This window comes from Methylosoma difficile (assembly GCF_054657615.1).
The window spans coordinates 1097501-1120239 of the sequence record NZ_BAAHYJ010000001.1 but is presented as its reverse complement, the minus strand read 5'-3'; the positions used below and the strand labels follow the sequence as shown (position 1 = coordinate 1120239).

Genomic DNA, 22739 nt, shown 5'->3' with positions numbered 1-22739 from the left:
TGTTTTACGGAAATCCGCAATCGAATGAACCATGAGACTTAAGCTCCGCCTTTACGGGTCATCATGCCTTTGGAGGGGTTATAGCCGACAATTGCCGCCGCCATAAATACCAAGAAAGCAACCAAAGTATAGACGAAAGCGGTTTGATTAAACTGCCCATATAATGCAAAACGCGTCAGCTCTACCGCCTGCGAGAACGGATTGTATTCGGCAAGCTTATGTAACAGGCTACTGGATTCTTTTATTTTCCATAATGGATACAAGGCTGTAGACATAAAAAACATCGGAAAAATAACAAAATTCATCACGCCGGCAAAATTTTCCAGCTGTTTAATGAAAGATGACAACAACAAACCCAAAGCCCCCAACATTAAGCCAGATAATAACAAAACCGGCAAAATCAGCGCATAACCTTCCAATGGCGCTTTAATGCCATACAACCAAGCAATGCCCAGGAACACATAAACCTGTAAAACCGACACCCCAGCACCGGCAACCAACTTACTAAGCAACAAAAACCAGCGCGGCAAGGGTGACACCATCAAAATCCTCATACTGCCCATTTCCCGATCGTAAACCATCGACAAGGAACTTTGCATGCCGTTAAACAGCTGGATCATCGCGCATAAACCAGGCGTGATGTAGACTTCGTAAAGGATATAGGTTTCGTAAGGCGGCATAATCGCCAGCCCTAAAGAGGCGCGAAAACCTGCCGCGAACACAAACAGCCAGACCAACGGCCTGACCAATGCGGAAATAAATCGCTCACGCTGAGTGACAAACCGCCACAGCTCACGCCCGACAATACCGCGTAATGCCCGCCAATAATGCGCTATGTTCACGCTTTGCCTCCTGCTTGGGTCAATTGGCTGAATGCCTCGTTAATGCTTGATGTTTGGGTGCTAGCTAGCACGTCGCTGACAAGGCCGTTAGCCTTGATGCGGCCTTGGTGCAAGACAACCAAATGGTCATCCGGATAAATCTCATCAATCAGATGGCTGGCCCATAACACCGCCAGTTTTTCGTCAACGGCAAGCTGGTGCACATATTCGACAATCGCCAAGCGGCTGGGAACATCCAAGCCCACTGTGGGTTCGTCCAACAACAGCAATGATGGCTTGTGCAGCAAAGCCCTGGCGATTTCTACACGCCGTTTGTGTCCACCATTCAATTCCCTGGCTTTTTCAAAGCGCCGCTCATACATATTCAGACGCTCCAGTGCTTCCTGGATGCGTTGTCTGGCAAGCTTACCAGTCATGCCATGCAAATCGGTGTGGTAAAGCAAATTTTGCATGACCGTCAAATCCATATCGAGCGTGGTTTGTTGGAAAACCACGCCCAATTTCGCCAAGGCTTGCCGTGACTGGCGACGGACATCAAACCCGCACAACTCAATCCGCCCTTCGCGGCTATCATAAAGACGGGTAATCAATGAAAACAGGGTGCTTTTACCCGCCCCATTTGGCCCCAGCAACACCGTACATTCGCCCGCATGGATTTTTAAGTTGAGTTGATCCAACGCTTTTTTAGCGCTGTAAGAAAAGCTCAGGTTTTCAACCGACAAGGCGACAGGCGACATCATGGTTTGACCGCCACGCCCCAAGGATAGGTGCCGACACCGATCGATTTGGTCACGGTTTGGCTGTCCAAATCAATAATGGATATGTCATTGCTGACGCCATTGGTGGTGTAGAGACGTTTTTGGTCGGGCGAAAAGGCCAGATTCCAAACCCGCGACCCGACCAGCAAATAGTTTTCAACCTCAAATGTTTGCGCATTGACGACAGCAACGCGGTTAGCCGGCCCTAAAGCAATATACGCTCTGTGCCGCTCCTTATCGACCAACACGCCCACCGGCTGAATCTTGTCATTGGTAACACCGGGTACGGCAAAATTAAGCGTTTTAACGATTTGTTTAGATTTCGCATCCAGCACCATTAAAGTGCCTGCCATTTCCGATGTCACCCATAATTGCTCGCTATCCGCTGTAAAGCTGACCGCCCGAGGGCGCGGATCGACCAAGGTATTCTCGGCAATCTCCAAGGTTTTGGTATTGATCCAATGCACCATATTGGTCGTTTCAGACGCGCTAATCACCCACTGGTTATCCGGGCTGACGGTAATGCCTTCCGGCTCGACACCCACCAGCACAGCCTTGATGGCTTTACGTTTGGCAACATCAATCGCTGTTACCTGGCTGTCGTCTTCGTTCGACACGTACATACGCTCGCCTTTAGGGTCAAGCGCAAAAGTTTCAGGGTCTTCGCCTGACGGCAACTGCGCCACTTCTTTTAAAGTGTCGGCATCCAGAACCTTGATTGTGTTTTCATCACTGGTGGCAATGTACAAATACTTATAATCAGGACTGATGGCGATTCCGCGCGGACGTACCCCCACCGGCACGGTTTTAAGCAGCTTTCCGGCTATAGGATCAACCACCGCCAAAGCATTATCTTTTTCCAAGGTGACAAACACCGTTTCTGCTTGTGCGCCGCCGAAACAAGCCAGCCAGCAACACGCGACCATTACTTTTTTCACTGTTATTTTCCCTCTTTGCATTGTGTTTCAGGTAAATCAAACCCCAAACTATCCAGTTCGGTTTTCGGATGCGAAAAGCCTTCAATCGGTGCGACGGCGACTAATGAACGAGGTGCCGCCAGTAATATAGGCTGGCGCAATTGTCCGTCCCAAGCGCGGAACGACAAAGGACTGCCTTTATAGCCTTGCAAAGCAAACCGCTCGCTCAGCAGATAATCCTTAACTGGCTGCAAAACCACCGACTGGCTGCGTACGACAGCCTCGCCCAAAGCCCTAACCGCCAGATAAGCAGCATAATCTTGCTCGCCCATCCAACGGTTGGTTTTTTCTTTAAAACGGTTTTGAATTTGTATAGCGCCCCATTGCTCGTGGCTAGGATGCCAAGCGGTTGCCACCAAGCCTTGCGTACCGATCACCGGACGCGCCGACCAAGTGCGGTAATCCAGATAATCACCAAACTGCCCAAACTCGTCCGCGACCACCAGCACATCGTAATCGTCGTCAATTTGGGTGAACACCGCCATTTCCGACTGCGCCGTCCGACGGGCATCGTGATGGTGTTCCCACGTTTTTTCGGCGACCACCTCAATGCCAAAATGTTTGATCGAACGCTTTAAAGCCTCGGCAAACAAAATGTCTTCGGGCGCATCACCCACCACCAAAAACCATTTCGTCCAGCGCTTTTTCACCATGTATTGCGCCAGAGCATCGGCACGCATGGCGCGGCTGGGTATGACATGCAACACATGGCTGCGGCATTGCGCACCGCGCAAGCTGTCGTCGCTGCTGGCGACATTAAACAACAGCATGTCTTTGGCTTTGGGCGAATCGGCAACCGCCAACAATTGTTGAGCCGGCAAAGCCAATAGTAGATAATCAAAACGCCCGCTGATTGACTTTTCAAAAACCTCGGCAACATTGCCATTAGCCGGAACCGCAAACGATTTTAGGCTGAAGGACTGACCGGTAAACTTGCCCGTTGTATTGTTATCGGCAATTGCCAACTCAGCGCCCGGTACACCCCAATCTTTGATAGGTATATCTAAAATTGAGGCTGGCGGCGGCAATACCTGCTCTAAGCTAAGATAGGCTATATTTATGTTTTGTTTGTCTTTGGCGTGTGCCGTAAAAGCCAGCACGAACAGCAGCGGCAAAACCAAAAAGGAAATAATTAACTTAATTGATGTGTGCATTGTCACTTAATGAAGCAAAGTTACCCTATTTTAGCGGATTTAAACACCAGAGTATGTCCACCCGCCCATAAGTTTTTATACATTGGCAAAATAAAAATAATTAAATTGCCTGCTAACATTTCAACCATTAGGTCTTCACATTATGTCTGAAATCGAAAACAAATCTAATAACAATATCTTCGAGATTCCTAGTTTAGGCGCATTAGTAAACAACCAACGTTTTACCACGCGCTACATCCGAGAGGACATCAACGCAACCATAACCTATCCCGGATTGTTTTATTTTGATAAAAGCGAAATCGGCGCCCAACTGCTCGACATTGCCAGTAACGGCGCCCTGGTGCTTGCCAGCAAAAAGATTCCACTGCACCGCAAAATAATACTCCACTTAGCATTCCCAACCGGCAAACGCTTTGACATTGCTTGCCAATGCGTCCACCTCCATGAACAGCCGTCAGCAGGCTTTCAATATGGCATAAAATTCGACCAGTACAATAACGAACTGGGCGATTATATGCTGGAAACGCAAACCAAGCTGTTATTGAAATAACCGCACCGACACACTCACCGGAAAAGCTATGCCTAGCCAACTTGCCGACATCATCATCTACCCTGTCAAATCACTGGCAGGGATTCGCGTCAACCACTGGCCCGTCGAAAAAACCGGCCTTAAGTATGACCGCAAATGGATGCTGATTGACGAAGCCGGACAATTCCTCAGCCAAGGCCGCTTACCGCGCATGGCCTTGATAAACACCGCGCTCACCGACCACGAACTGGTGCTGTCGGCAAGCGGTATGGCTGATTTGATTATCCCGCTAGAAACAACAACCGGTGAAAGCATCATTAGCACCGTTTGGGATGACACTTGCCCAGCCCAACGGGTTTCCGAGGCTGCCGATTTTTGGCTAAGCCGTTTTCTGGGCCAAGACTGCCGCCTCGTCTACCAACCCGACGACAGCATCCGCCGTGTTGACCCCAACTACGCCCAAGCCGACGACCAAACCAGCTTTTCTGACGGTTTTCCGTTTTTAATCATTGCCGAAAATTCCCTAACCGAACTTAACCGCTCGCTCAGCGAAAGTATTGGCATGAACCGCTTCCGACCCAATCTGGTCATCAGCGGCTGTCCCGCCTATGCCGAAGACGAATGGCGGCAGATCCGCATTGGCGGCATTGATTTCCGCCTTCCGAAACCTTGCTCGCGCTGCTCCGTACCCACCATCGACCCCAACACCGGCATCACCGGCAAAGAACCGCTCACCACCCTAAACCGCTTACGGAAATGGCAAAACAAAGTCTATTTTGGGCAAAACGCTATACACAACCAAAACGGCATTTTATCGGTAGGCAATACCTTGCAAGTCATGCTCACAGGCGCCAAACAGCCGCCACTGTAAACAATTCCCGATAACTGACGGAAACGCTTTTATTTCAATAGGGCAAAAAAAGGCGTCCAAAAAATTTGGACGCCTTCTGTAAAACCAAGACCCGTTTACATCATGCCATGTTCGACAATCGGCAACACCCAATAGCGGATACCGGAACCGGCAAAATCGGCCTTTATGGAAGCCACCAGTTCGGGCAAATCCTTGGCGGACACATTAATCTGAAAACGCACGCGCTTTTGCCGTCCGGTCACTTGTTCGGCAATCGACAAGCCACGGTTTTGATGGTGATGGACGTTGACCGGAAAACTGCTAAAGCCCAGCTCCGATTCCAATTGCAGCAAACAATCGACCATCGATTCTTCCAAGCTTTGCGGAATATTCAGCGTCAGCAAATATTGGTCATTCATGATGCGTCTCCTTCCAATTCGTCCGCCGCTTGTCCGAACAATTTAAACAATAACGGCAATAAAAACAGGGTTAAAAACGTGGATGACACCAAGCCGCCAATCACCACGATAGCCAACGGCCTTTGGATTTCCGAACCGGGGCCGGTGGCGAACAACAGCGGAATCAAACCAAAAGCGGCAATGCTAGCGGTCATCAGCACCGGCCTTAAGCGCCGTGACGAACCCGCAACCACCACTTTTGCCATCGCCATACCCGTTGCCAGCAATTGGTTGAAATAACTGACCATCACCACGCCGTTCAAAACGGCAATGCCCAGCAAGGCGATAAAACCGACCGAGGCCGGAACGGACAGATATTCGCCAGAAACCCACAATGCGAACACACCGCCCACCATCGCCAAAGGAATGTTCGACAAGACCAAGATGGCTTGGCGCACCGAGCCAAACGTGGAAAACAACAACAAGAAAATCAAGCCTAAGGAGATCGGCACCACCAGCGACAAGGTCGCCGCCGCGCGTTGTTGGTTTTCAAACTGACCACCAAACTCCAGCGTATAACCCGTCGGCAATTTGACTTTTGCTGCCACGGCTTGGCGGGCTTCTTCAACAAAGCCGACCAAATCGCGGTCTTGCACATTACTTCGCACGACAGCAAAGCGCTGGCCTTTTTCACGACCTATCGCCACCACGCCTTCCACCTTTGCCAGCTTGGCAATCGCCGTCACCGGAACGTGGTTACCATCGGGCAAGGTGATTTGCAGGTTGTTGAAGTTGGCAGTGTTGCTGTCGCCACGCACCAACAGCGGTGTACGTTTGATGCCTTCTTGGACGATGCCCAAATTTAAGCCTTCAATTTGCGCGCGCAGCAAGGTTTCAATGCCATCGGCATCCAAGCCCATGCGCCCTGCCGCCAAGCGGTCAATGCTCAATTGCAAGAACTGCATACCGTTATTTTGTTTGGCGAAAACATCGCTAGCGCCTTGGATATGCCGTAACACTTCGGCAATTTCATTGGCTTTTTCATTCAAAACCGCCAAATCAGGGCCGAACAATTTCACCGCCACGTCGCCGCGTGTACCGGTCAACATTTCCGAAACGCGCATTTCTATCGGTTGGGTAAAGCCAAAAGCGATGCCCGGCGTTTGTTGCATGACCAAACGGATTTCTTCCAGCAATTTTTCTTTGCTATCCATGCGCCATTCCGATTTCGGCTTTAACACCAAAAAAGTATCGGTTTCGTTTAAGCCCATCGGATCAAGCCCCAACTCATCCGAACCGACCCGCGAAACCACGGTGGCAATTTCCGGCACTTTGCTGAGCAAGTTTTTTTGCACTTGCCCATCTAAAACCAACGATTGTTGAAGGGTGATGGACGGCAGTTTTTCCAGCTGCACGATAATATCGCCTTCGTCCATGGTGGGCATAAAGGTGCTGCCAATTTGCAAAAACACCACGACCGTGACTGCCAACAAGACGCCCGCACCAGTAAACACCTGTTTGCCGTGACTTAAACACCACAGCAAAGCCGGTTGGTACAAGGCTTGCAACTTGCGTGGCAGCCACGGTTCTTCGTGCGACACGCGGGTCATCAAAAACGAAGCCAGCACCGGAATCGCTGTCAACGACAACACCAGCGAGCCGCTTAAAGCAAAAACAATGGTCAACGCCACCGGCGTAAACAATTTGCCTTCCAAGCCTTGCAAAGTCAGCAACGGCAAAAACACGATGATGATAATCAAAATGCCCGCTGTTACAGACCCCGCCACTTCGGCGGTCGCGCGGTAGATGACATGCAAACGCGGCAAACGCTGCGCAGTTTGGGTGTGCGCCATATGGGTAATCAGGTTTTCGACCACCACGACGGCAGCATCGACCAACATGCCGATGGCGATAGCCAAGCCGCCCAAACTCATCAAGTTGGCGGACATATCCATCGCGTTCATTAGAATAAAGGTGAACAAGGCTGCCAAGGGTAAGGCCAAAGCCACCACAATCGCGGCGCGTAAGTTACCCAAGAACAGAATCAGCAGCACAACCACCAGCACAATAGCCTCGAACAAGGCATGGGTGACAGTCTCCACGGCTTTATCGACCAAATTGCCACGGTTGTAAAACACCTTGGCAGTTACGCCTTCGGGAAAGCTTTTGCTGATCTCCGCCAATTTGCTTTCAATGCCCACAATGGTTTGCCGCGCATTCGCGCCCCGCAAACTTAACACTAAACCGGTCACGGCTTCGCCTTCGCCATTTTTGCTGACACCGCCATAGCGGGTTAACGCGCCGATTTTTACCGTGGCGACATCACCAACTGTGACGGGAATGCCATTGCTGTTCGCCACCACCGTATTGCTGACGTCGACCAAGGTTTTGATGCGGCCTTCGGCGCGGACGATCAGGGCTTCTTCGCCATCACTCAAGCGGCCTGCACCGTCGTTGCTGTTGTTGTGCTGCAAGGCTTGCACAAGCTGTTCAATACTGATGCCTCGGGCGGCAAGGCGCATGTTGTCAGGAACCACTTCAAAACTGCGCACCAAGCCGCCTAAGGAATTGACATCCGCCACACCGGACACAGTACGCAACGCAGGACGGATCACCCAATCGAGCAAATCGCGGCGTTCCATCAGGCTCAAGCCGCCGCCTTCGATGGTGAACATAAACATCTCGCCCAGCGGCGTGGTCATCGGCGCAATACCGCCACTGACACCGGCAGGCAAATTGCCCCATAGGGTATTGAGGCGTTCGGCAATTTGCTGGCGCGCCCAGTAAATATCGGTGCCTTCTTTAAAATCGACAGTGATGTCGGTCAGTGCGTATTTGGCAATGGAGCGCAACATGGTTTGGTGCGGAATGCCCAACAAATCGACTTCGATAGGTGCAGTAATGCGCGCCTCGACCTCTTCAGGCGTCATGCCAGGGGCTTTAACGATAATTTTGACTTGGGTGGGGGAAACTTCAGGAAATGCGTCGATGGGGATGTGGGTAAAGGCGTGATAGCCCGCGCCCGTCAACAACAGCACAAACACCAGCATCAGCAGACGCTGACTTAAGGCAAAACGAATAAGATGCGTCATTACTCATCGCTCCCCAATCCCAACCAATTGGCCTTAAGGGCGGCAGCACCGGCAATGGCAATCTCTTCCGATCCCGTGAAATTACCGGTAATGACGGACAAATCGCCTTGCTTGCCAAGCACTTGTACCGTTTCTGCGCTAAAGCCGCCAGGCGTGCGGACAAAGACTACTGCTTGGCCTTGGTATTGCGCCAATGCAGTATTAGCAACGCTATACGCCGCCTGCTTAAGCGGCTGGGTGATTTTGATGTTGATTTTTTGTCCGGCGCGCAAACCATTGCCGACCAAGGCATCAGTCGGATTTTTCACCAACGCGCGCGCCAACACCGTTTGGTTGTCAGGATTGACGTTAATGCCCAACTGGATAATGGCGGCATCAATAGGCGGCAAATGGCTGCTGTTATCGAGCTGGACGCGATCACCGATTTTTATATCGGCAATGCGCTCTTGCGGAATATTGATGTCCAACCAAAGCGTATCCAAATTGGCGATGCGGTACAGCGGCGTTTGGTTGTCCACCCGCGCGCCAGCCGTTACCAAACGTTCGATCACGACACCGCTAATGGGCGCGGTAATGTTCAACTGTCCGTTCAATAGCTGGTTTTTGCCCAAGGCGGCAATATCGCCCGCCGGCATACCGGCAATCGCCAACAATTGTTTGGCTTGGTTAACATCCAGTACCGCAGCGTTGTATTGGCTTAGGGTTTCTTGCTCGCGGCGGGTGGCGATAACGCCGTCACTGAGCAGTTTTTTATCGCGGTTAAAGGCCGCTGTAGCCAATTGCAACAGGCTGTTGGCTTTTAAATACTGGCCTTGCAATTCCAATAACGCCGGACTGTTGATTTGCGCCAAGACTTGGCCTTTTTTGACCGGATTGGCAACCGCCGCCGCTAAATGCGTCACCAAGCCGGACTGTGAAGCACTGACGATGTAATCTTGATTAGCTGGAATGGCGACTTTAGCGGGCGCAACCAATAGCGGTAACTCGTTGATTAGGTTGAGCTTGCCGACGCTGACACCCAAATTGGCAATCTGCTCAGACGACAAATTGATGGCAGGCTCTTGCGCAAAACTATTGGCGACCGCTAACGCCAAGCACAATGCGCCTGCCATCAGCTTCAGTTTATTCATGGCAAGACCCCAACCGCCTGGTTATAAAAGGCTTGGTCTCGTTGCAAAATCAACGCCCGTTCTTTGGCGTTAAGTACCGCCAAATTGGTTCGGGATTGGATTTTTAGCAAGTCGATCAAGTTGATTTCGCCAGCGGAATAGCTGAGGTGCGTCATGCTTAAGTGTTGCTCGGCGACTTGCTTTAGCTCGTTGGCAATCGACAATTCGGCGCGATTGACTTCCAGATTATGTTCGGCTTCGTGGTGCATTTGCTCCAAGTCGCGGTGCAACTGGGCGCGTTGTGCGAACAGTTGGTTAAGTTCGACATTAATCGCCGCCAGTTGCGGTTTTAAATGGTCGCTGCCGCCAAATGGCATGGTCACGCCGATGTTAAAGCTTTCGGTTTTGTTACTGCGCGGGTCATCGGTAAAACTGTCGCTGTTGACACCGACAACAACGTTGGTTTGCCCTGACCCCACCAATTTTAGCGAATCAAGCTCCGCCTGCTTGCGGCTGATTTGCTTATTGATGGCAACCAAAGCCGGATGGTTGTCTTGAATTTCCTTGATAGCCGCCAAGTTTTCCTGAAACTGGGTGGGCACTTTCTGCATTTGGGTAATGCTGGCGTAGCGTTTGCGTGCATGCATCAATTCCGCTTCCGCCAAAATCATGCTTGAACGTTTTTGCAGCAACTCGGTTTGCGCCAGAAGCAAGTCGGCGCGTGGCAAATCGCCCAGCTCAACGCGTTTACCCACTTTGGCATAGAGTTTTTCAAAGGCATCGACCTCTTCTTTCGCCTGTTCGTAGCGGATATTTTGTAGAGCCATGTCCCACAAAGCGGTGCGCAACAGACCGGCAACACGCAATTTGATGGCTTGGCCTTGGGCTTCGCTGCTGGCGTCGGCTTGTTCAGCCAGTTGTTGTTGGGCATCGCGTTGGCCGACATTCCATAACGGCACTTCTACAGTGCCATCAATGTAATGCAGCGTTCCGCTGGTGGCTTCTTGGAAACGCAAGCCTGCCAATGCCGGACCCGCCGTCCAATTTTTACTGCGCTGCATGATTGCCGCCGCCTCTTCTTCTAAAGCTTGGAGCGTGGCGGAATCGGGGAATTTTTCTACGGTTAAATCCAATACTTTAGCCAAACTTAATTGGCTATCGACCACAATGGGGTCATGATGACCGACAACCAGCTGAGAGCTGGGAGGCATGTCAGGGTTCGCTTTCAGCGGCGTGGCGAACAGGCACAGCAAACTGAAGGGATAAAACGCTAAACGCGGGGTAACAGATAATATTTTCATAGTCGCTCAACAAGGCAAAATTGCCATAGACAAAAACAACATCAAACCCAGTGTAAGTTTGACAGGTTATTGTTATTGTAACGATTGGGCGGGAGGCGCGCGCGACTTATGTGAATGGTTGGGTAACCGCCCTGACAGGACTTGGCTGTAGGGTGGAAAGGCGGGAAGACTTGTGTTGTCGGCGCAGTCAAAAAGGAACAGCTGCGCTAACAGATACGGGCTATTATCGTTATCGGCTTGCGCGTTATGGATAAGGCTTTGGTTTTGTTTGATGCCCGTATCCACCATCACCAACGCATCATCAAATGCGCTACTTTCGGTAACGCCTGAAATTTCTGGGCTTTGGCCTGCGCTATAAATTTCCAAACCAGGAATATGCAAGCCACCGTTGCCAATACTTTCGCGTGCATGGGCATGCGCCAACGGTGCTACCAACTGCAGCATCGCCAAGAACATAACCACGACTAAACGCGAGTATTTCAACATTTCAAATGTTTAACCAGAAAAACCATACTTGGAGCCATTATAGCCGCCTGCTTGGCGCAAACACGAACTTAATTTTCGCCGCTACGCTCACGTACCAGATAAGCAGGTCGGGCTTTAATTTCATCAAACAATTGACCAACATAAATACCCACCAACCCCAAGCCCAGCAAATTGGTAGAACCAAAGAAGATAATCAGTAAAGTAATGGCAGTCCAGCCAGAAGCGGCAAAACCTTGTATCCATGAATATAAGGCTTGTAAAACCAGAAAGAACGACACCAACAACCCGCCCAGACCGGCACCAAAGAGATAATACAAAGGCTTTGCACTGTACGAAACCAAAGCCTGCAAAGCCATTTTCACCAAGCTGGTTTTACTCCAACCGCTTTCACCAGCCAGCCGCCCCGGTACTATAAAGTCAATATGCTGGCAGCTAAATCCCGACCAAACCGTCATGCCGCGAAAAAACCGGATTTTTTCCGGACAGGCCAACAAGCTATCCACCACTTGCCGGTCTAACAGACGGAAATCGCTGCTGTTTGCCAAATCCAAACCCGATAACAAGCGCATAGTTTTGGCAAACAGCCAAGCCATCATTCGGGTAAAACAACTATCGCTAGGCCGTGCTTGCTTACAAGCGACCACTAAGGCATGGCCCTGTTGCCAAGCCCGCAACATTGCCGGCAGCAAAGCTGGCGGATGTTGCCCATCGCCATCCATCACTACAACCACTTGGCCTTGGGCTTGTTGCAAGCCAGCCAAAATGGCGGCTTCTTTACCAAAATTGCGGGTAAAACGCAGGCCGCGGACGAAATCGTAACGCTCCGTCAATTGCTGGATAAGTTGCCAAGTTTGGTCTTGGCTACCGTCATCAATCAAACAAACTTCCAAGGGTACCGATAAATCTGCCAATACGGGCTGTAAATTTTGCCAAAAAATGGGCAAGGCTTGTGCTTCGTTATAAAGCGGGATAACGATGGTCAACATTGGCTTGTTCATGGGAGGCTAAAACAGATAACAGTGGCTATTGGGCATCCAAACTTTGGCTGTAAGGGTTTTGAGGGAAATCGTGGCGTAAACGCTGTTCTATCGGCGCGGATTGTTCAGGGTGTTGGTCTAGGCGATGCAATTTTGCCAAGGTGTATAAGCTTTCCGGTAACCAATAGCCATCAAATTGCTCGGCAATTAGCTGGTAGCGTTGTTTTGCCAATACCCGCTCGCCAGCCAATTCATAGGCTTTTGCCGCCCAAAAAGTGGCCTCTTCCTGTGCGGCAGCATGGTGTCGGCCTTGTCGGCTGGCGTCAAACGCCAACGCTGCCGCTGCATAATGGCTTTTCCGCATGGCTTGCCAAGCTTGGCTGTAATGGCGTTCAGGGTTGTTGCTGTAGGCTTCAGCATTGATCGCTACCAATAATCCCAACCAAAACCACAAGCCGCGACGGATTGATCGCGCAGGTGGCGTATTAACAAAAAGGAGGAAACGCCGGCGCCAACATTGCCAAAGCAACACACCCGCCGCCAATAGACTTGCCAATTCCCCTAGCTTGCCAAGACTCGTCGTACCATAAACCAATTCGACATCTGCCGTTTGTGGCACGACCAACAAATAGCCAGGAGCCGCCAAATAAAGCTGTCCTGCACTGCCCATTTGCCAACGTGGGTGATAAGCCATTTTCAGTAAATGGGGAAATCCTGGTTGGTTTGTGTGAAAACTGACGCGTTGCCGCTCAAGCCTTAATTGGCTTATTTCGATAGGATTGGTTGGTTTTTTATCGGGAATGGCGATGAATGTTTGGCTATAAACAGGCCAATAGTCAACTTGCGGGTATTTTTTAAACCATCTGAATGCGTGTTCTTGCCATTTTTGTTCGGGAAACGCCTGCACCGGTAAGGGCAATGGCTCGACCAACTGGCTGGTAAAAGTTTGCAGTTGAAAAACGCTAAACGGATCGGCTTCGGCAAGTTTTACAAAGGTCGGATGTTTTGCCAATTGCACCTTGGCAGACGCACTACGGACCAAAACTTGGTTGCTATGCAGCAACTGCATGTGGGCAATTGCACGATCAATGTCCATTGTACCGCTGGGAAAGCGCACCAAAGGCGAAGAAGGTACTGCTGAAATTTCCGCCTGCAATTGGTAAATCTCAGGGGCTAGCAAAGCGGATTCCATATATAAGCCTTCCAAAACCGGACGCTGGCCTAAAAACATCGGCAATGCTTCTAACGCACGGGTTGATCCGATGTCATTGTTTTCGGGCGCATGCTCGAACAACAAGCGGGGCGAATCCAGCTTACCAGCCAACACCGGAAACAAGCTTGCCAAGCGTTGCCACGAGAGCTTATCTTGATAACCACTGTGATTCCATTCTGACCATTGCGGTGCTTTTACCGGCAAGCCCAGCACCCAAACGCCCATCGACACCCACAAAACTACTGCCAAACATTTCCCTAAAATGCGGGTACTCCGATGTCTTAAATGCCCAAGAAAAACATGCAAAGCTTCGCCAAACAAGCCGCCGCCTAAAATAGCTAACAGCAACCAAACATAGGGGAAAAAACGCACATCCGCCAAGCCGATACGGTTGGCGTTGTACCAAAATGTTGCAGCCAGCAGGGCGGTTGCCAAAATAAACGCCAAGACTTGTCGCACTTGGCTTGTCAATTGCCGCCGATGGACAGGAATAACAAAAAATAGCACGCCGACACCGCCTAACCCCAATACAGGCCATAATGACATGGGCAAAAAATCGCGCCAGTTGTCAGATAAAAATGGGCCATCATTAGCAACGGTAAAGCCATGCATTTCCAACAAAGGCCACAACCAACCCGCAAGCAGCAAAAACGCCAAGCCGTGGCTCAGAGTCAAAAACACAAAAGTTTGTTTAAACGACCCGCACGCCAGCAAAAACAAACTGGAAAAACCAGTCAGTAATAAGGCATAACCGTGCGAAAATCCAGTGGCAGCCTCCAGCATGGCGGCTAATAACCAGTAATAGCGGCCTTGCAATGCCTTAATCCAAACAGCTCCTGTCAGCAGCGAAAACAACATGCCATAGCTATAACAAAACTCACCCGCCAGCACCGACAATAAATTACCGCCCCAAATGGAATTTTGCTCATGTAACAAAAAAGCCAGCGTCGCCAATGCAGCAAATGCGCTTGCCAAGCGGCTGAAGCAAAAACAGGTAATTCCCATTAGATAAACAGAAGCCGGTAAAGCCACTGCCGCCAAAAACATGCTCCATTTAAAAGCTAGCGCAAACGGCAGGCAAAAACTCAATACATAAACGACGATGAACGGCAAAGGAAAGTAATAAGATAAAAATGGCAAGCCACCAAAAACCTCAGGCAACCATTGCGTTAGGCCGTGAATTGGAAAATATGCGCAAAATTGCGCAGCATAAAACACATGCGATGCGGTATCGCCGCCGGTAGGCAAGCGGTTTGCCATCAGCCATACCGGATTTAATACGGCAATAGGCGCATACAACAAAATCAAAACGATAAAAATATCAGTCCAATAACGGAAAAACCTGATATGCATAATTAATAAATCCATTAGATAATCATCAAATTTTGTTGCAGATAAACCAAACGATATTGAGTTGCGGAAACCAAAAACAGATTTTTAGACTCTCTATTTTAAGCGACCAAACCAAAATTATGTTTAGTCTTAACGCAATCACGCAGATATTGAGATTGTTACAGATCATAAACAAAAATGCATTTTTCAACTATTTTTAGACCCTTTTTGCCAACCAATTCGCATAATTAGGCAAATCTGATTGCTTCAATTTAAAATGGCAGCCTTCCTCAACCGTCCCGTTTATTACTATGAATCAAGGCCAACTTTACATCATCTCCGCACCATCGGGTGCAGGCAAAACCAGTTTAGTGAAAAAACTTGTGGCAGAGCTGACAGGCGTATCCGTCTCCACGTCGCACACCACACGCACCATGCGCCTTGGCGAAACCGATGGCATTGATTATTTTTTTGTCAGCATCGATAAATTTAAAGCCATGCTTGAGCAAGACTGTTTTCTGGAATATGCACAAGTCTTCGACAACTTTTATGGCACCGCCAAAGAAACCGTTAACCAACAACTAAGCGAAGGCCGTGATGTCATCTTAGAAATCGACTGGCAAGGCGCGCAACAAATCAGAAAACAGCGCCCAGATTGCTTGTCGATCTTCATCGTACCGCCCTCAACCGACATTTTGCAACAACGCCTAAGCAATCGCGGGCAAGATGACGCCCAAATCATTGCCCGGCGCATGCGCGACGCCGTCACTGAAATGAGCCATTATCCGGAATATGATTATTTGCTTGTTAATGATAACTTTGAACTCGCTTTAAACGAACTTAAAGCCATTATTGTCGCCAACCGATTGATTTTAAGTAGGCAAAAAGCAAATCAGGATGGATTGTTATCTGCCTTGCTCAACCAATAAACACGGCTTTCGCCCACTGAAGATAAAGCCCAGAATGGAATACTCTTATCAATACCGCCCCTTTTCAGCCTCTGAAAATGTGTATGGAGCGGTTCATTTCTCGTCTAAAAAAATACATTTTTCGCCAGAAAAACGGCTTACCCGTCTAAAAACCCACCTAACTTATTATTTTTAATTGTGAATTATTTCACTTCCGTTAAGTATTTTTAGCAGTTTTTATTGTTTATTAGCCGAAATCCTCTAAACTTTCGGCACTAATTGGCTAAAACAGCACCAACGATAGACAACCCAGAAATTCGATTTACCCAACCCAAAAGCACGACCCTTCCCAATAAAAAACTGACTTAACAACACTTTCAAATATTAATTTTGAGGAAAAACAATGGCAACAATTAAACTGACCACAGGTGACGATACCTTTCTTTATGGTTCTGGGATTGACGACATCGACGCTGATGCAGGCAATGACATTCTTGATGGCGGCTTAGGTAACGACATTTTGTTCGGTAACACGGGCGACGACAATTTAGCCGGCGGTGGCGGTAATGACACCCTAAAAGGTGGCGATGGCAACGACATACTCGACGGCGGAATAGGTAACGACACACTGAGCGGCAATAACGGTGACGACATCCTCTTTGGCAGCACTGGCAAAGACACATTAAATGGTCATGCAGGCAACGATACCCTTTTTGGTGGCGCAGACGACGACACCCTCTATGGCGGCACAGGCTCAGACTCGATGGATGGCGGCGACGGTAACGACATTTTATATGACACAACTGACAAAACCACTTACGGCGCAGTCAGCACAGAAAACGATGAAATGATTGGCGGTGCAGGTAATGACATATTCTTCGGCGGCTATGACATCATGTATGGCGGTGACGGCTCAGATACCTTTACCGTGGTTAATCAAGGCACTGTTTATGGTGGCACAGGCAATGACACGATTACTGTCACCAATTCCAATACGGCACTAAGCTCTTGGCTTGAAGGTGGTTTAGGCTCCGACAAAATCACTGGCGGCTCAGGCAATGACGTTATTTTTTCCGGTTACGGCAAAGACACGTTAATTGGTGGAAAAGGCAATGACAGTTATGTCATTACTTTTGACGATTTTTTTAATGATGACGGTACTGCGGGTACCGGAGTAGATACCATTACTGAAGGGGCGCTTGGCGGTACAGACACCATTTACTACATCCGCGATTGGAGTGGCACCGACGCTGACGGACGGGACGACGACGTTGGCGCAGATGGGAAAGAGTTAGACCCTGATTCAAAAATCCTAACAGGCATCGATTTTTACGTGACCTTAGCTAACAATGTTGAAAATGGTGTTTTGGATGACCAAATTTATGTCAACACACCCAACAAGATCACTTACAACATTGCTACTTTAAACGGTAATGCTTTAGACAATAATTTAAAAGGCAGTAACCTGATTGACATATTAAATGGCGGCGCAGGTAACGACACCATTAATGCCGGCGATGGAGATGATTATATCTATGTAGGCGAAGGGGTCGACACCATCAACGGTGGTGCGGGTTCAGATACGGTGCTTAGCTCTATTGACTTCAACTTGGCAACAGACAGCACTTATATTGAAAATATTGTCCTACTAGAAACATTTACCGCTGTAACAGCAAAAGGTGATAGCGGTAACAATGTCATTATCGGTAACCAATACGACAACAACCTCTACGGTGGTGCAGGTAACGATGTTCTTGACGGAGGCTTGGGAGCAGGGTTATCAAAACCTGAAAACCTTCCTTTTGTTTATCCTTCCACATTAAAAACCACCGGAATTGACAAACTATACGGTGGCTTAGGAAATGACACCTATCGTATTGATTCGGTCGATGATATTACTGATGAAAAGTCCGTACTCTCTGGCGGCGTAGATACTGTTGAATTTAAAGGAACAGTTGCGACATTGTCCTATACGCTACTAAGCGGCGTCGAAAACTTAACCATTAAAGGCAACCTCACTACCGCTATCGGCAACAACTTGAACAATACCATTATTGGCGACAGCGCAGCTAACGTATTAAAAGGTCTGTATGGCGATGATTATCTTGACGGTGGCACAGGAACCGACAAATTTGAAGGCGGTTACGGCGATGACACCTATGTCGTCGACAGTGTCCTCGAAGAAATCACCGAAAAAGATGGCCAAGGCAATGACTGGGTTCAATCAGAAAAAATCAGCTTGGATCTGAACACCAATATCTGGGGTGGTAGTATTGAAAACGGCAGGCTGACCAAAACGACCGATAATTTAAATTTGTTTGGTAGCGATAAAGTCAACACATTGATAGGCAATGATGGCGATAATATTTTAGATGGCCGCGAAGGTATCGACATTTTACAAGGCGGCTTAGGCAATGACACTTACGTACTTGACAACAACCAAGGCATAGACACTATTGTCGAAATAGCGAACCTATATGACACAACCAGTGCCACTTCGGCAAAAGCAGATTACAGAGACACTATCCAATACAAAGGTACATCTACAGAAACGTTCAGTTTGGACAGCAATTCGTACATTAACATTGAAAACCTGACTTTGCTTGGAAGTGAAGCGATTAAAGGAACAGGTAACGTCCTTGATAATATCTTACTGGGTAATAGTGCCAACAACACTTTATTAGGCTTAGCCGGCAATGACACATTGGATGGCGCAGGTGGCATTGACACACTTAAAGGTGGCCTAGGTAACGACCTTTACAAGTTAGGCAACGATGATGATGTCGTTGTCGAGCTAGCAGGAGAAGGCACGGACACTATCGAATCAACCAAATCTCTCAGCTTATTAGACTACAGCAACATCGAAAACTTAACGTTAATTGGTGACGCCTTGGTTGCCACCGGTAACAATGACAATAACATCATTATTGGTACAAACAAAGCTAACTCATTAATCGGTAATGATGGCGCAGACAAATTAACGGGCGGCGAAGAAGCGGATACCTTAGCTGGCGGTAAAGGGGCTGATATTTATGACTTAACGGAATCGTTAGCAAAAACAGATACTGTCGTCATTGGCGCAAATGAAACGCTTGTTAGTGCTACGGCTAACTACACAGAAGCGGACAGAATTTTAAAATTTGCACTGGCAACTGACAGCATCGATCTTGCCAACACAACCCTTGCTGGAAATGCGGCTTCTATTGATGGCGTTGATGCAGGCGGATTCAAAAGCCATACCATCAGCAACGGCTTTATTAAGTTTGATGATATTGACACCTTCACTTCAGCTAGCACGATAAAAGTCACAGACTTAAACGGAGCTATTGAGTACTTAAAAGCAAACATCACCGGCGGTGCGACCGTGGCCTTCACCGGCTATGCGCTTGACCCGAACTCGACATCGACCACCGGCACGCTCAGCACCTGGATATTCCAGGACAACGGTACTAACGACACCTTAGTGGCATTGGTGGGTGTGACAACAGCAACCAGCTTCTCAACTGGCGCCTATTCGTCAACGTCGATCCACATAGGCTAAATGTTGAAGTAACTGGGGATCAAGCTGGCCTGAGAAGGCAAGGCCTAGCTTATCAAAGTTAAGCAAAAAACCCGTCCCCCATTTGGGGGTGCGGGTTTTTTTGTGGCTTGCGCCTTGCGGCACGGGCGGTTGCGGTGTTGGTGGTATTGGCAGGCATAAAAAAAGCCCCGATGTCGTGGAGACAGCGGGGCTTTTGTTTATGGCGCTTGGCAATTCCCTACTTTCGCATGGCAAACTGCCACACTATCATCGGCGCTAAGCGGTTTCACTTCCGAGTTCGGGATGGGGTCGGGTGGTTCACGCTCGCTATGGTCACCAAGCAAACTGGTGCGGCGGGGGCAGGCCCCGCCTCCGGCAGGCCCTGCGGCCCGCCCTGGAAATCTGTAACGGCTTCATGTCAACAAGCCCATTGGGTGTTATATGGTCAAGCCTCTCGGGCAATTAGTACACGTTAGCTCCACACATTGCTGCGCTTCCACACCGTGCCTATCAACGTCGTAGTCTCCAACGGCCCTTCAGGGGACTTAGAGTCCCAGGGAGGTCTCATCTTGGGAGGGGCTTCCCGCTTAGATGCTTTCAGCGGTTATCCTGTCCGCACATAGCTACCCGGCAATGCCATTGGCATGACAACCGGAACACCAGCGGTGCGTCCACTCCGGTCCTCTCGTACTAGGAGCAGCTTCCCTCAAACCTCCAACGCCCACGGCAGATAGGGACCGAACTGTCTCACGACGTTCTGAACCCAGCTCGCGTACCACTTTAAATGGCGAACAGCCATACCCTTGGGACCTGCTTCAGCCCCAGGATGTGATGAGCCGACATCGAGGTGCCAAACACCGCCGTCGATATGAACTCTTGGGCGGTATCAGCCTGTTATCCCCGGAGTACCTTTTATCCGTTGAGCGATGGCCCTTCCATACAGAACCACCGGATCACTATGACCTACTTTCGTACCTGCTCGCCTTGTCGGGCTCGCAGTCAAGCACCCTTATGCCATTGCACTCATTGGCTGATTTCCGACCAGCCTGAGGGTACCTTCGTGCTCCTCCGTTACTCTTTGGGAGGAGACCGCCCCAGTCAAACTACCCACCAGACACTGTCCCTAGCCCGGATGACGGGCCGAGGTTAGAACTCCGAACAGACCAGGGTGGTATTTCAAGGATGGCTCCACGCAGACTGGCGTCCACGCTTCACAGCCTCCCACCTATCCTACACAAATCGGTTCAAAGTCCAGTGTCAAGCTATAGTAAAGGTTCACGGGGTCTTTCCGTCTAGCCGCGGGGACGCTGCATCTTCACAGCGATTTCAATTTCACTGGGTCTCGGCTGGAGACAGTGTGGCCATCGTTACGCCATTCGTGCAGGTCGGAACTTACCCGACAAGGAATTTCGCTACCTTAGGACCGTTATAGTTACGGCCGCCGTTTACCGGGGCTTCGATCAAGAGCTTCGCTTGCGCTGACCCCATCAATTAACCTTCCGGCACCGGGCAGGCGTCACACCCTATACGTCCTCTTTCGAGTTTGCAGAGTGCTATGTTTTTGCTAAACAGTCGCAGCCACCTATTCACTGCGGCCCGCTTTCACGGGCATACCTTCTCCCGAAGTTACGGTATCATTTTGCCTAGTTCCTTCAGCCGAGTTCTCCCAAGCACCTTAGAATACTCATCCCACCCACCTGTGTCGGTTTAGGGTACGGCTACTTATGACCTGAAGCTTAGAGGTTTTTCTTGGAAGCAGGGCATCGAACACTTCGTCCGCAAGCGGACACGTCGTCACGCCTCAGGATTGGCTTTCCGGATTTGCCTGGAAAACCTCCCTAAACGCTTGAACCGGCACTTCCAACCGCCGGCTGCTGTAGCCTTCTCCGTCACCCCATCGCAGTCATAACCAGTACAGGAATATTAACCTGTTTTCCATCGACTACGCCTTTCGGCCTCGCCTTAGGTACCGACTCACCCTGCGTCGATTAGCGTTGCGCAGGAAACCTTGGGTTTTCGGTGTGGGGGTTTTTCACCCCCATTGTCGTTACTCATGTCAGCATTCGCACTTCCGATACCTCCAGCCAACTTTCCAGTTGACCTTCGCAGGCGTACGGAACGCTCCTCTACCACCACATTGCTGTGATCCGTAGCTTCGGTACTAGGCTTAGCCCCGGTAAATCTTCCGCGCAAGCCGACTCGACCAGTGAGCTATTACGCTTTCTTTAAAGGATGGCTGCTTCTAAGCCAACCTCCTGGCTGTCTATGCCTTCTCACATCGTTTCCCACTGAGCCTAGATTTTGGGACCTTAGCTGACGGTCTGGGCTGTTTCCCTTTTCACGACGGACCTTATCACCCGCCGTGTGTCTCCCGTGTATTACTTGTCGGTATTCGGAGTTTGCATCGGTTTGGTAAACCTAGACGGCCCCCTAGCCGAAACAGTGCTCTACCCCCGACAGTGTCCGCACGAGGCGCTACCTAAATAGCTTTCGAGGAGAACCAGCTATCTCCGAGCTTGATTAGCCTTTCACTCCGAGCCACAGCTCATCCCCATCTTTTTCAACAGATGTGGGTTCGGCCCTCCAGTCAGTATTACCTAACCTTCAGCCTGGCCATGGCTAGATCGCCCGGTTTCGGGTCTAATCCCAGCGACTTGACGCCCTATTAAGACTCGCTTTCGCTACGCCTCCCCTATCCGGTTAAGCTTGCCACTGAGATTAAGTCGCTGACCCATTATACAAAAGGTACGCAGTCACATAACAAGTATGCTCCCACTGCTTGTACGCATACGGTTTCAGGATCTATTTCACTCCGGTCTCCCCGGTTCTTTTCGCCTTTCCCTCACGGTACTGGTTCACTATCGGTCAATGAGGAGTATTTAGCCTTGGAGGATGGTCCCCCCATGTTCAGACAAGGTTTCACGTGCCTCGCCTTACTCGTTTTCATGTCGGCAGGTTTTCGTGTACGGGGCCATCACCCTGTATCGCCGGACTTTCCAGACCGTTCCACTAACTTTGCCGCCACTTAAGGGCTGTTCCCCGTTCGCTCGCCGCTACTAAGGGAATCTCGGTTGATTTCTTTTCCTCCGGGTACTTAGATGTTTCAGTTCCCCGGGTTCGCCTCCAGCAGCTATGTATTCACTGCAGGATACCCTTGCGGGTGGGTTTCCCCATTCGGACATCCGCGGATCATAGAGGGTTTGCACTCTCCCCGCGGCTTTTCGCATGCTACAACGTCCTTCATCGCCTCTCATTGCCTAGGCATCCACCGTATGCGCTTGTTCACTTGACCA

Annotated in this window: 15 protein-coding genes and 2 rRNA genes; 4 read left to right on the top strand and 13 right to left on the bottom strand. The window is 49.7% G+C overall.

All coding sequences use genetic code 11. From position 1 onward, the window contains the following. Positions 1 to 38: 38 nt before the first annotated feature. From ACYQ1O_RS05440 to ACYQ1O_RS05425, 4 genes are read right to left on the bottom strand one after another with little or no spacing between them, the layout of a single operon-like run. On the bottom strand, positions 39 to 842 hold the full coding sequence (locus ACYQ1O_RS05440) for an ABC transporter permease (RefSeq protein ID WP_459990610.1): 804 nt from the start codon (positions 840 to 842) through the stop codon (positions 39 to 41). Next, a complete protein-coding gene (locus ACYQ1O_RS05435) occupies positions 839 to 1582 on the bottom strand; it encodes an ABC transporter ATP-binding protein (protein WP_459990609.1) in 744 nt (247 codons plus the stop codon). Before ACYQ1O_RS05435 ends, ACYQ1O_RS05440 begins: the two co-directional genes overlap by 4 nt. Further along, on the bottom strand, positions 1579 to 2526 hold the full coding sequence (locus tag ACYQ1O_RS05430) for a PQQ-dependent catabolism-associated beta-propeller protein (protein ID WP_459990641.1): 948 nt from the start codon (positions 2524 to 2526) through the stop codon (positions 1579 to 1581). Before ACYQ1O_RS05430 ends, ACYQ1O_RS05435 begins: the two co-directional genes overlap by 4 nt. 14 nt (positions 2527 to 2540) lie before the next feature. Further along, positions 2541 to 3731, bottom strand: a complete 1191-nt coding sequence (locus ACYQ1O_RS05425; RefSeq protein WP_459990608.1) for an ABC transporter substrate-binding protein — start codon at positions 3729 to 3731, stop codon at positions 2541 to 2543. A gap of 142 nt (positions 3732 to 3873) precedes the next feature. On the opposite strand from ACYQ1O_RS05425, the gene ACYQ1O_RS05420 reads away from it, so the two are divergent. Both ACYQ1O_RS05420 and ACYQ1O_RS05415 read left to right on the top strand, forming a co-directional pair. Further along, positions 3874 to 4281 (top strand): PilZ domain-containing protein, encoded by a 408-nt coding sequence (locus ACYQ1O_RS05420; protein ID WP_459990607.1) that lies wholly within the window; start codon positions 3874 to 3876, stop codon positions 4279 to 4281. 28 nt (positions 4282 to 4309) lie between these two features. Continuing rightward, entirely contained in the window at positions 4310 to 5131 is an 822-nt protein-coding gene (locus ACYQ1O_RS05415) for an MOSC domain-containing protein (protein WP_459990606.1), read from the top strand. Between the two features lie 95 nt (positions 5132 to 5226). Here the strand turns inward: ACYQ1O_RS05415 and ACYQ1O_RS05410 are convergent, their stop codons facing one another. The 7 genes from ACYQ1O_RS05410 to ACYQ1O_RS05380 form a co-directional block, all read right to left on the bottom strand. Next, positions 5227 to 5529, bottom strand: coding sequence for a DUF3240 family protein (locus ACYQ1O_RS05410; RefSeq protein ID WP_459990605.1), 303 nt, complete (start codon positions 5527 to 5529; stop codon positions 5227 to 5229). Then, complete coding sequence (locus tag ACYQ1O_RS05405; protein WP_459990604.1) at positions 5526 to 8600, bottom strand: efflux RND transporter permease subunit; 3075 nt, start codon at positions 8598 to 8600, stop codon at positions 5526 to 5528. Before ACYQ1O_RS05405 ends, ACYQ1O_RS05410 begins: the two co-directional genes overlap by 4 nt. Beyond that, positions 8600 to 9730 carry an efflux RND transporter periplasmic adaptor subunit gene (locus tag ACYQ1O_RS05400; protein WP_459990603.1) on the bottom strand — a complete coding sequence of 377 codons (1131 nt, stop codon included), beginning with the start codon at positions 9728 to 9730 and terminating at the stop codon, positions 8600 to 8602. The genes ACYQ1O_RS05405 and ACYQ1O_RS05400 overlap by 1 nt, the downstream gene beginning before the upstream one ends. Next, entirely contained in the window at positions 9727 to 11010 is a 1284-nt protein-coding gene (locus tag ACYQ1O_RS05395) for a TolC family protein (protein ID WP_459990602.1), read from the bottom strand. The genes ACYQ1O_RS05400 and ACYQ1O_RS05395 overlap by 4 nt, the downstream gene beginning before the upstream one ends. Before the next feature lie 72 nt (positions 11011 to 11082). Next, positions 11083 to 11496 (bottom strand): hypothetical protein, encoded by a 414-nt coding sequence (locus ACYQ1O_RS05390; RefSeq protein ID WP_459990601.1) that lies wholly within the window; start codon positions 11494 to 11496, stop codon positions 11083 to 11085. 68 nt (positions 11497 to 11564) lie between these two features. Continuing rightward, positions 11565 to 12494, bottom strand: coding sequence for a glycosyltransferase family 2 protein (locus ACYQ1O_RS05385; RefSeq protein ID WP_459990600.1), 930 nt, complete (start codon positions 12492 to 12494; stop codon positions 11565 to 11567). 25 nt (positions 12495 to 12519) lie between these two features. Further along, on the bottom strand, positions 12520 to 15054 hold the full coding sequence (locus ACYQ1O_RS05380; RefSeq protein ID WP_459990599.1) for a hypothetical protein: 2535 nt from the start codon (positions 15052 to 15054) through the stop codon (positions 12520 to 12522). A 275-nt stretch (positions 15055 to 15329) separates the two neighbouring features. Between ACYQ1O_RS05380 and gmk the strand changes: the two genes are divergently transcribed. Both gmk and ACYQ1O_RS05370 read left to right on the top strand, forming a co-directional pair. Beyond that, positions 15330 to 15947: a guanylate kinase gene (gene gmk, locus ACYQ1O_RS05375; RefSeq protein ID WP_459990598.1), complete on the top strand. Its 618-nt coding sequence runs from the start codon at positions 15330 to 15332 to the stop codon at positions 15945 to 15947. 382 nt (positions 15948 to 16329) lie between these two features. Next, a complete protein-coding gene (locus ACYQ1O_RS05370; protein WP_459990597.1) occupies positions 16330 to 19467 on the top strand; it encodes a hypothetical protein in 3138 nt (1045 codons plus the stop codon). A gap of 204 nt (positions 19468 to 19671) precedes the next feature. Here ACYQ1O_RS05370 and rrf read toward each other — a convergent pair. Both rrf and ACYQ1O_RS05360 read right to left on the bottom strand, forming a co-directional pair. Continuing rightward, positions 19672 to 19787: ribosomal RNA gene (gene rrf / locus ACYQ1O_RS05365) — 5S ribosomal RNA — on the bottom strand. Between the two features lie 100 nt (positions 19788 to 19887). Next, positions 19888 to 22738, bottom strand: a 23S ribosomal RNA gene (locus ACYQ1O_RS05360). Position 22739: the final 1 nt, after the last annotated feature.

Bases quoted from the DNA above. Each gene is read 5' to 3' on its own strand.
- ACYQ1O_RS05435 (WP_459990609.1), bottom strand. From the start codon at position 1,582: ATGATGTCGCCTGTCGCCTTGTCGGTTGAAAACCTGAGCTTTTCTTAC.
- ACYQ1O_RS05430 (WP_459990641.1), bottom strand. From the start codon at position 2,526: ATGGTCGCGTGTTGCTGGCTGGCTTGTTTCGGCGGCGCACAAGCAGAA.
- ACYQ1O_RS05425 (WP_459990608.1), bottom strand. From the start codon at position 3,731: ATGCACACATCAATTAAGTTAATTATTTCCTTTTTGGTTTTGCCGCTG.
- ACYQ1O_RS05420 (WP_459990607.1), top strand. From the start codon at position 3,874: ATGTCTGAAATCGAAAACAAATCTAATAACAATATCTTCGAGATTCCT.
- ACYQ1O_RS05415 (WP_459990606.1), top strand. From the start codon at position 4,310: ATGCCTAGCCAACTTGCCGACATCATCATCTACCCTGTCAAATCACTG.
- ACYQ1O_RS05410 (WP_459990605.1), bottom strand. From the start codon at position 5,529: ATGAATGACCAATATTTGCTGACGCTGAATATTCCGCAAAGCTTGGAA.
- ACYQ1O_RS05405 (WP_459990604.1), bottom strand. From the start codon at position 8,600: ATGACGCATCTTATTCGTTTTGCCTTAAGTCAGCGTCTGCTGATGCTG.
- ACYQ1O_RS05400 (WP_459990603.1), bottom strand. From the start codon at position 9,730: ATGAATAAACTGAAGCTGATGGCAGGCGCATTGTGCTTGGCGTTAGCG.
- ACYQ1O_RS05395 (WP_459990602.1), bottom strand. From the start codon at position 11,010: ATGAAAATATTATCTGTTACCCCGCGTTTAGCGTTTTATCCCTTCAGT.
- ACYQ1O_RS05390 (WP_459990601.1), bottom strand. From the start codon at position 11,496: ATGTTGAAATACTCGCGTTTAGTCGTGGTTATGTTCTTGGCGATGCTG.
- ACYQ1O_RS05385 (WP_459990600.1), bottom strand. From the start codon at position 12,494: ATGAACAAGCCAATGTTGACCATCGTTATCCCGCTTTATAACGAAGCA.
- ACYQ1O_RS05380 (WP_459990599.1), bottom strand. From the start codon at position 15,054: ATGGATTTATTAATTATGCATATCAGGTTTTTCCGTTATTGGACTGAT.
- gmk (WP_459990598.1), top strand. From the start codon at position 15,330: ATGAATCAAGGCCAACTTTACATCATCTCCGCACCATCGGGTGCAGGC.
- ACYQ1O_RS05370 (WP_459990597.1), top strand. From the start codon at position 16,330: ATGGCAACAATTAAACTGACCACAGGTGACGATACCTTTCTTTATGGT.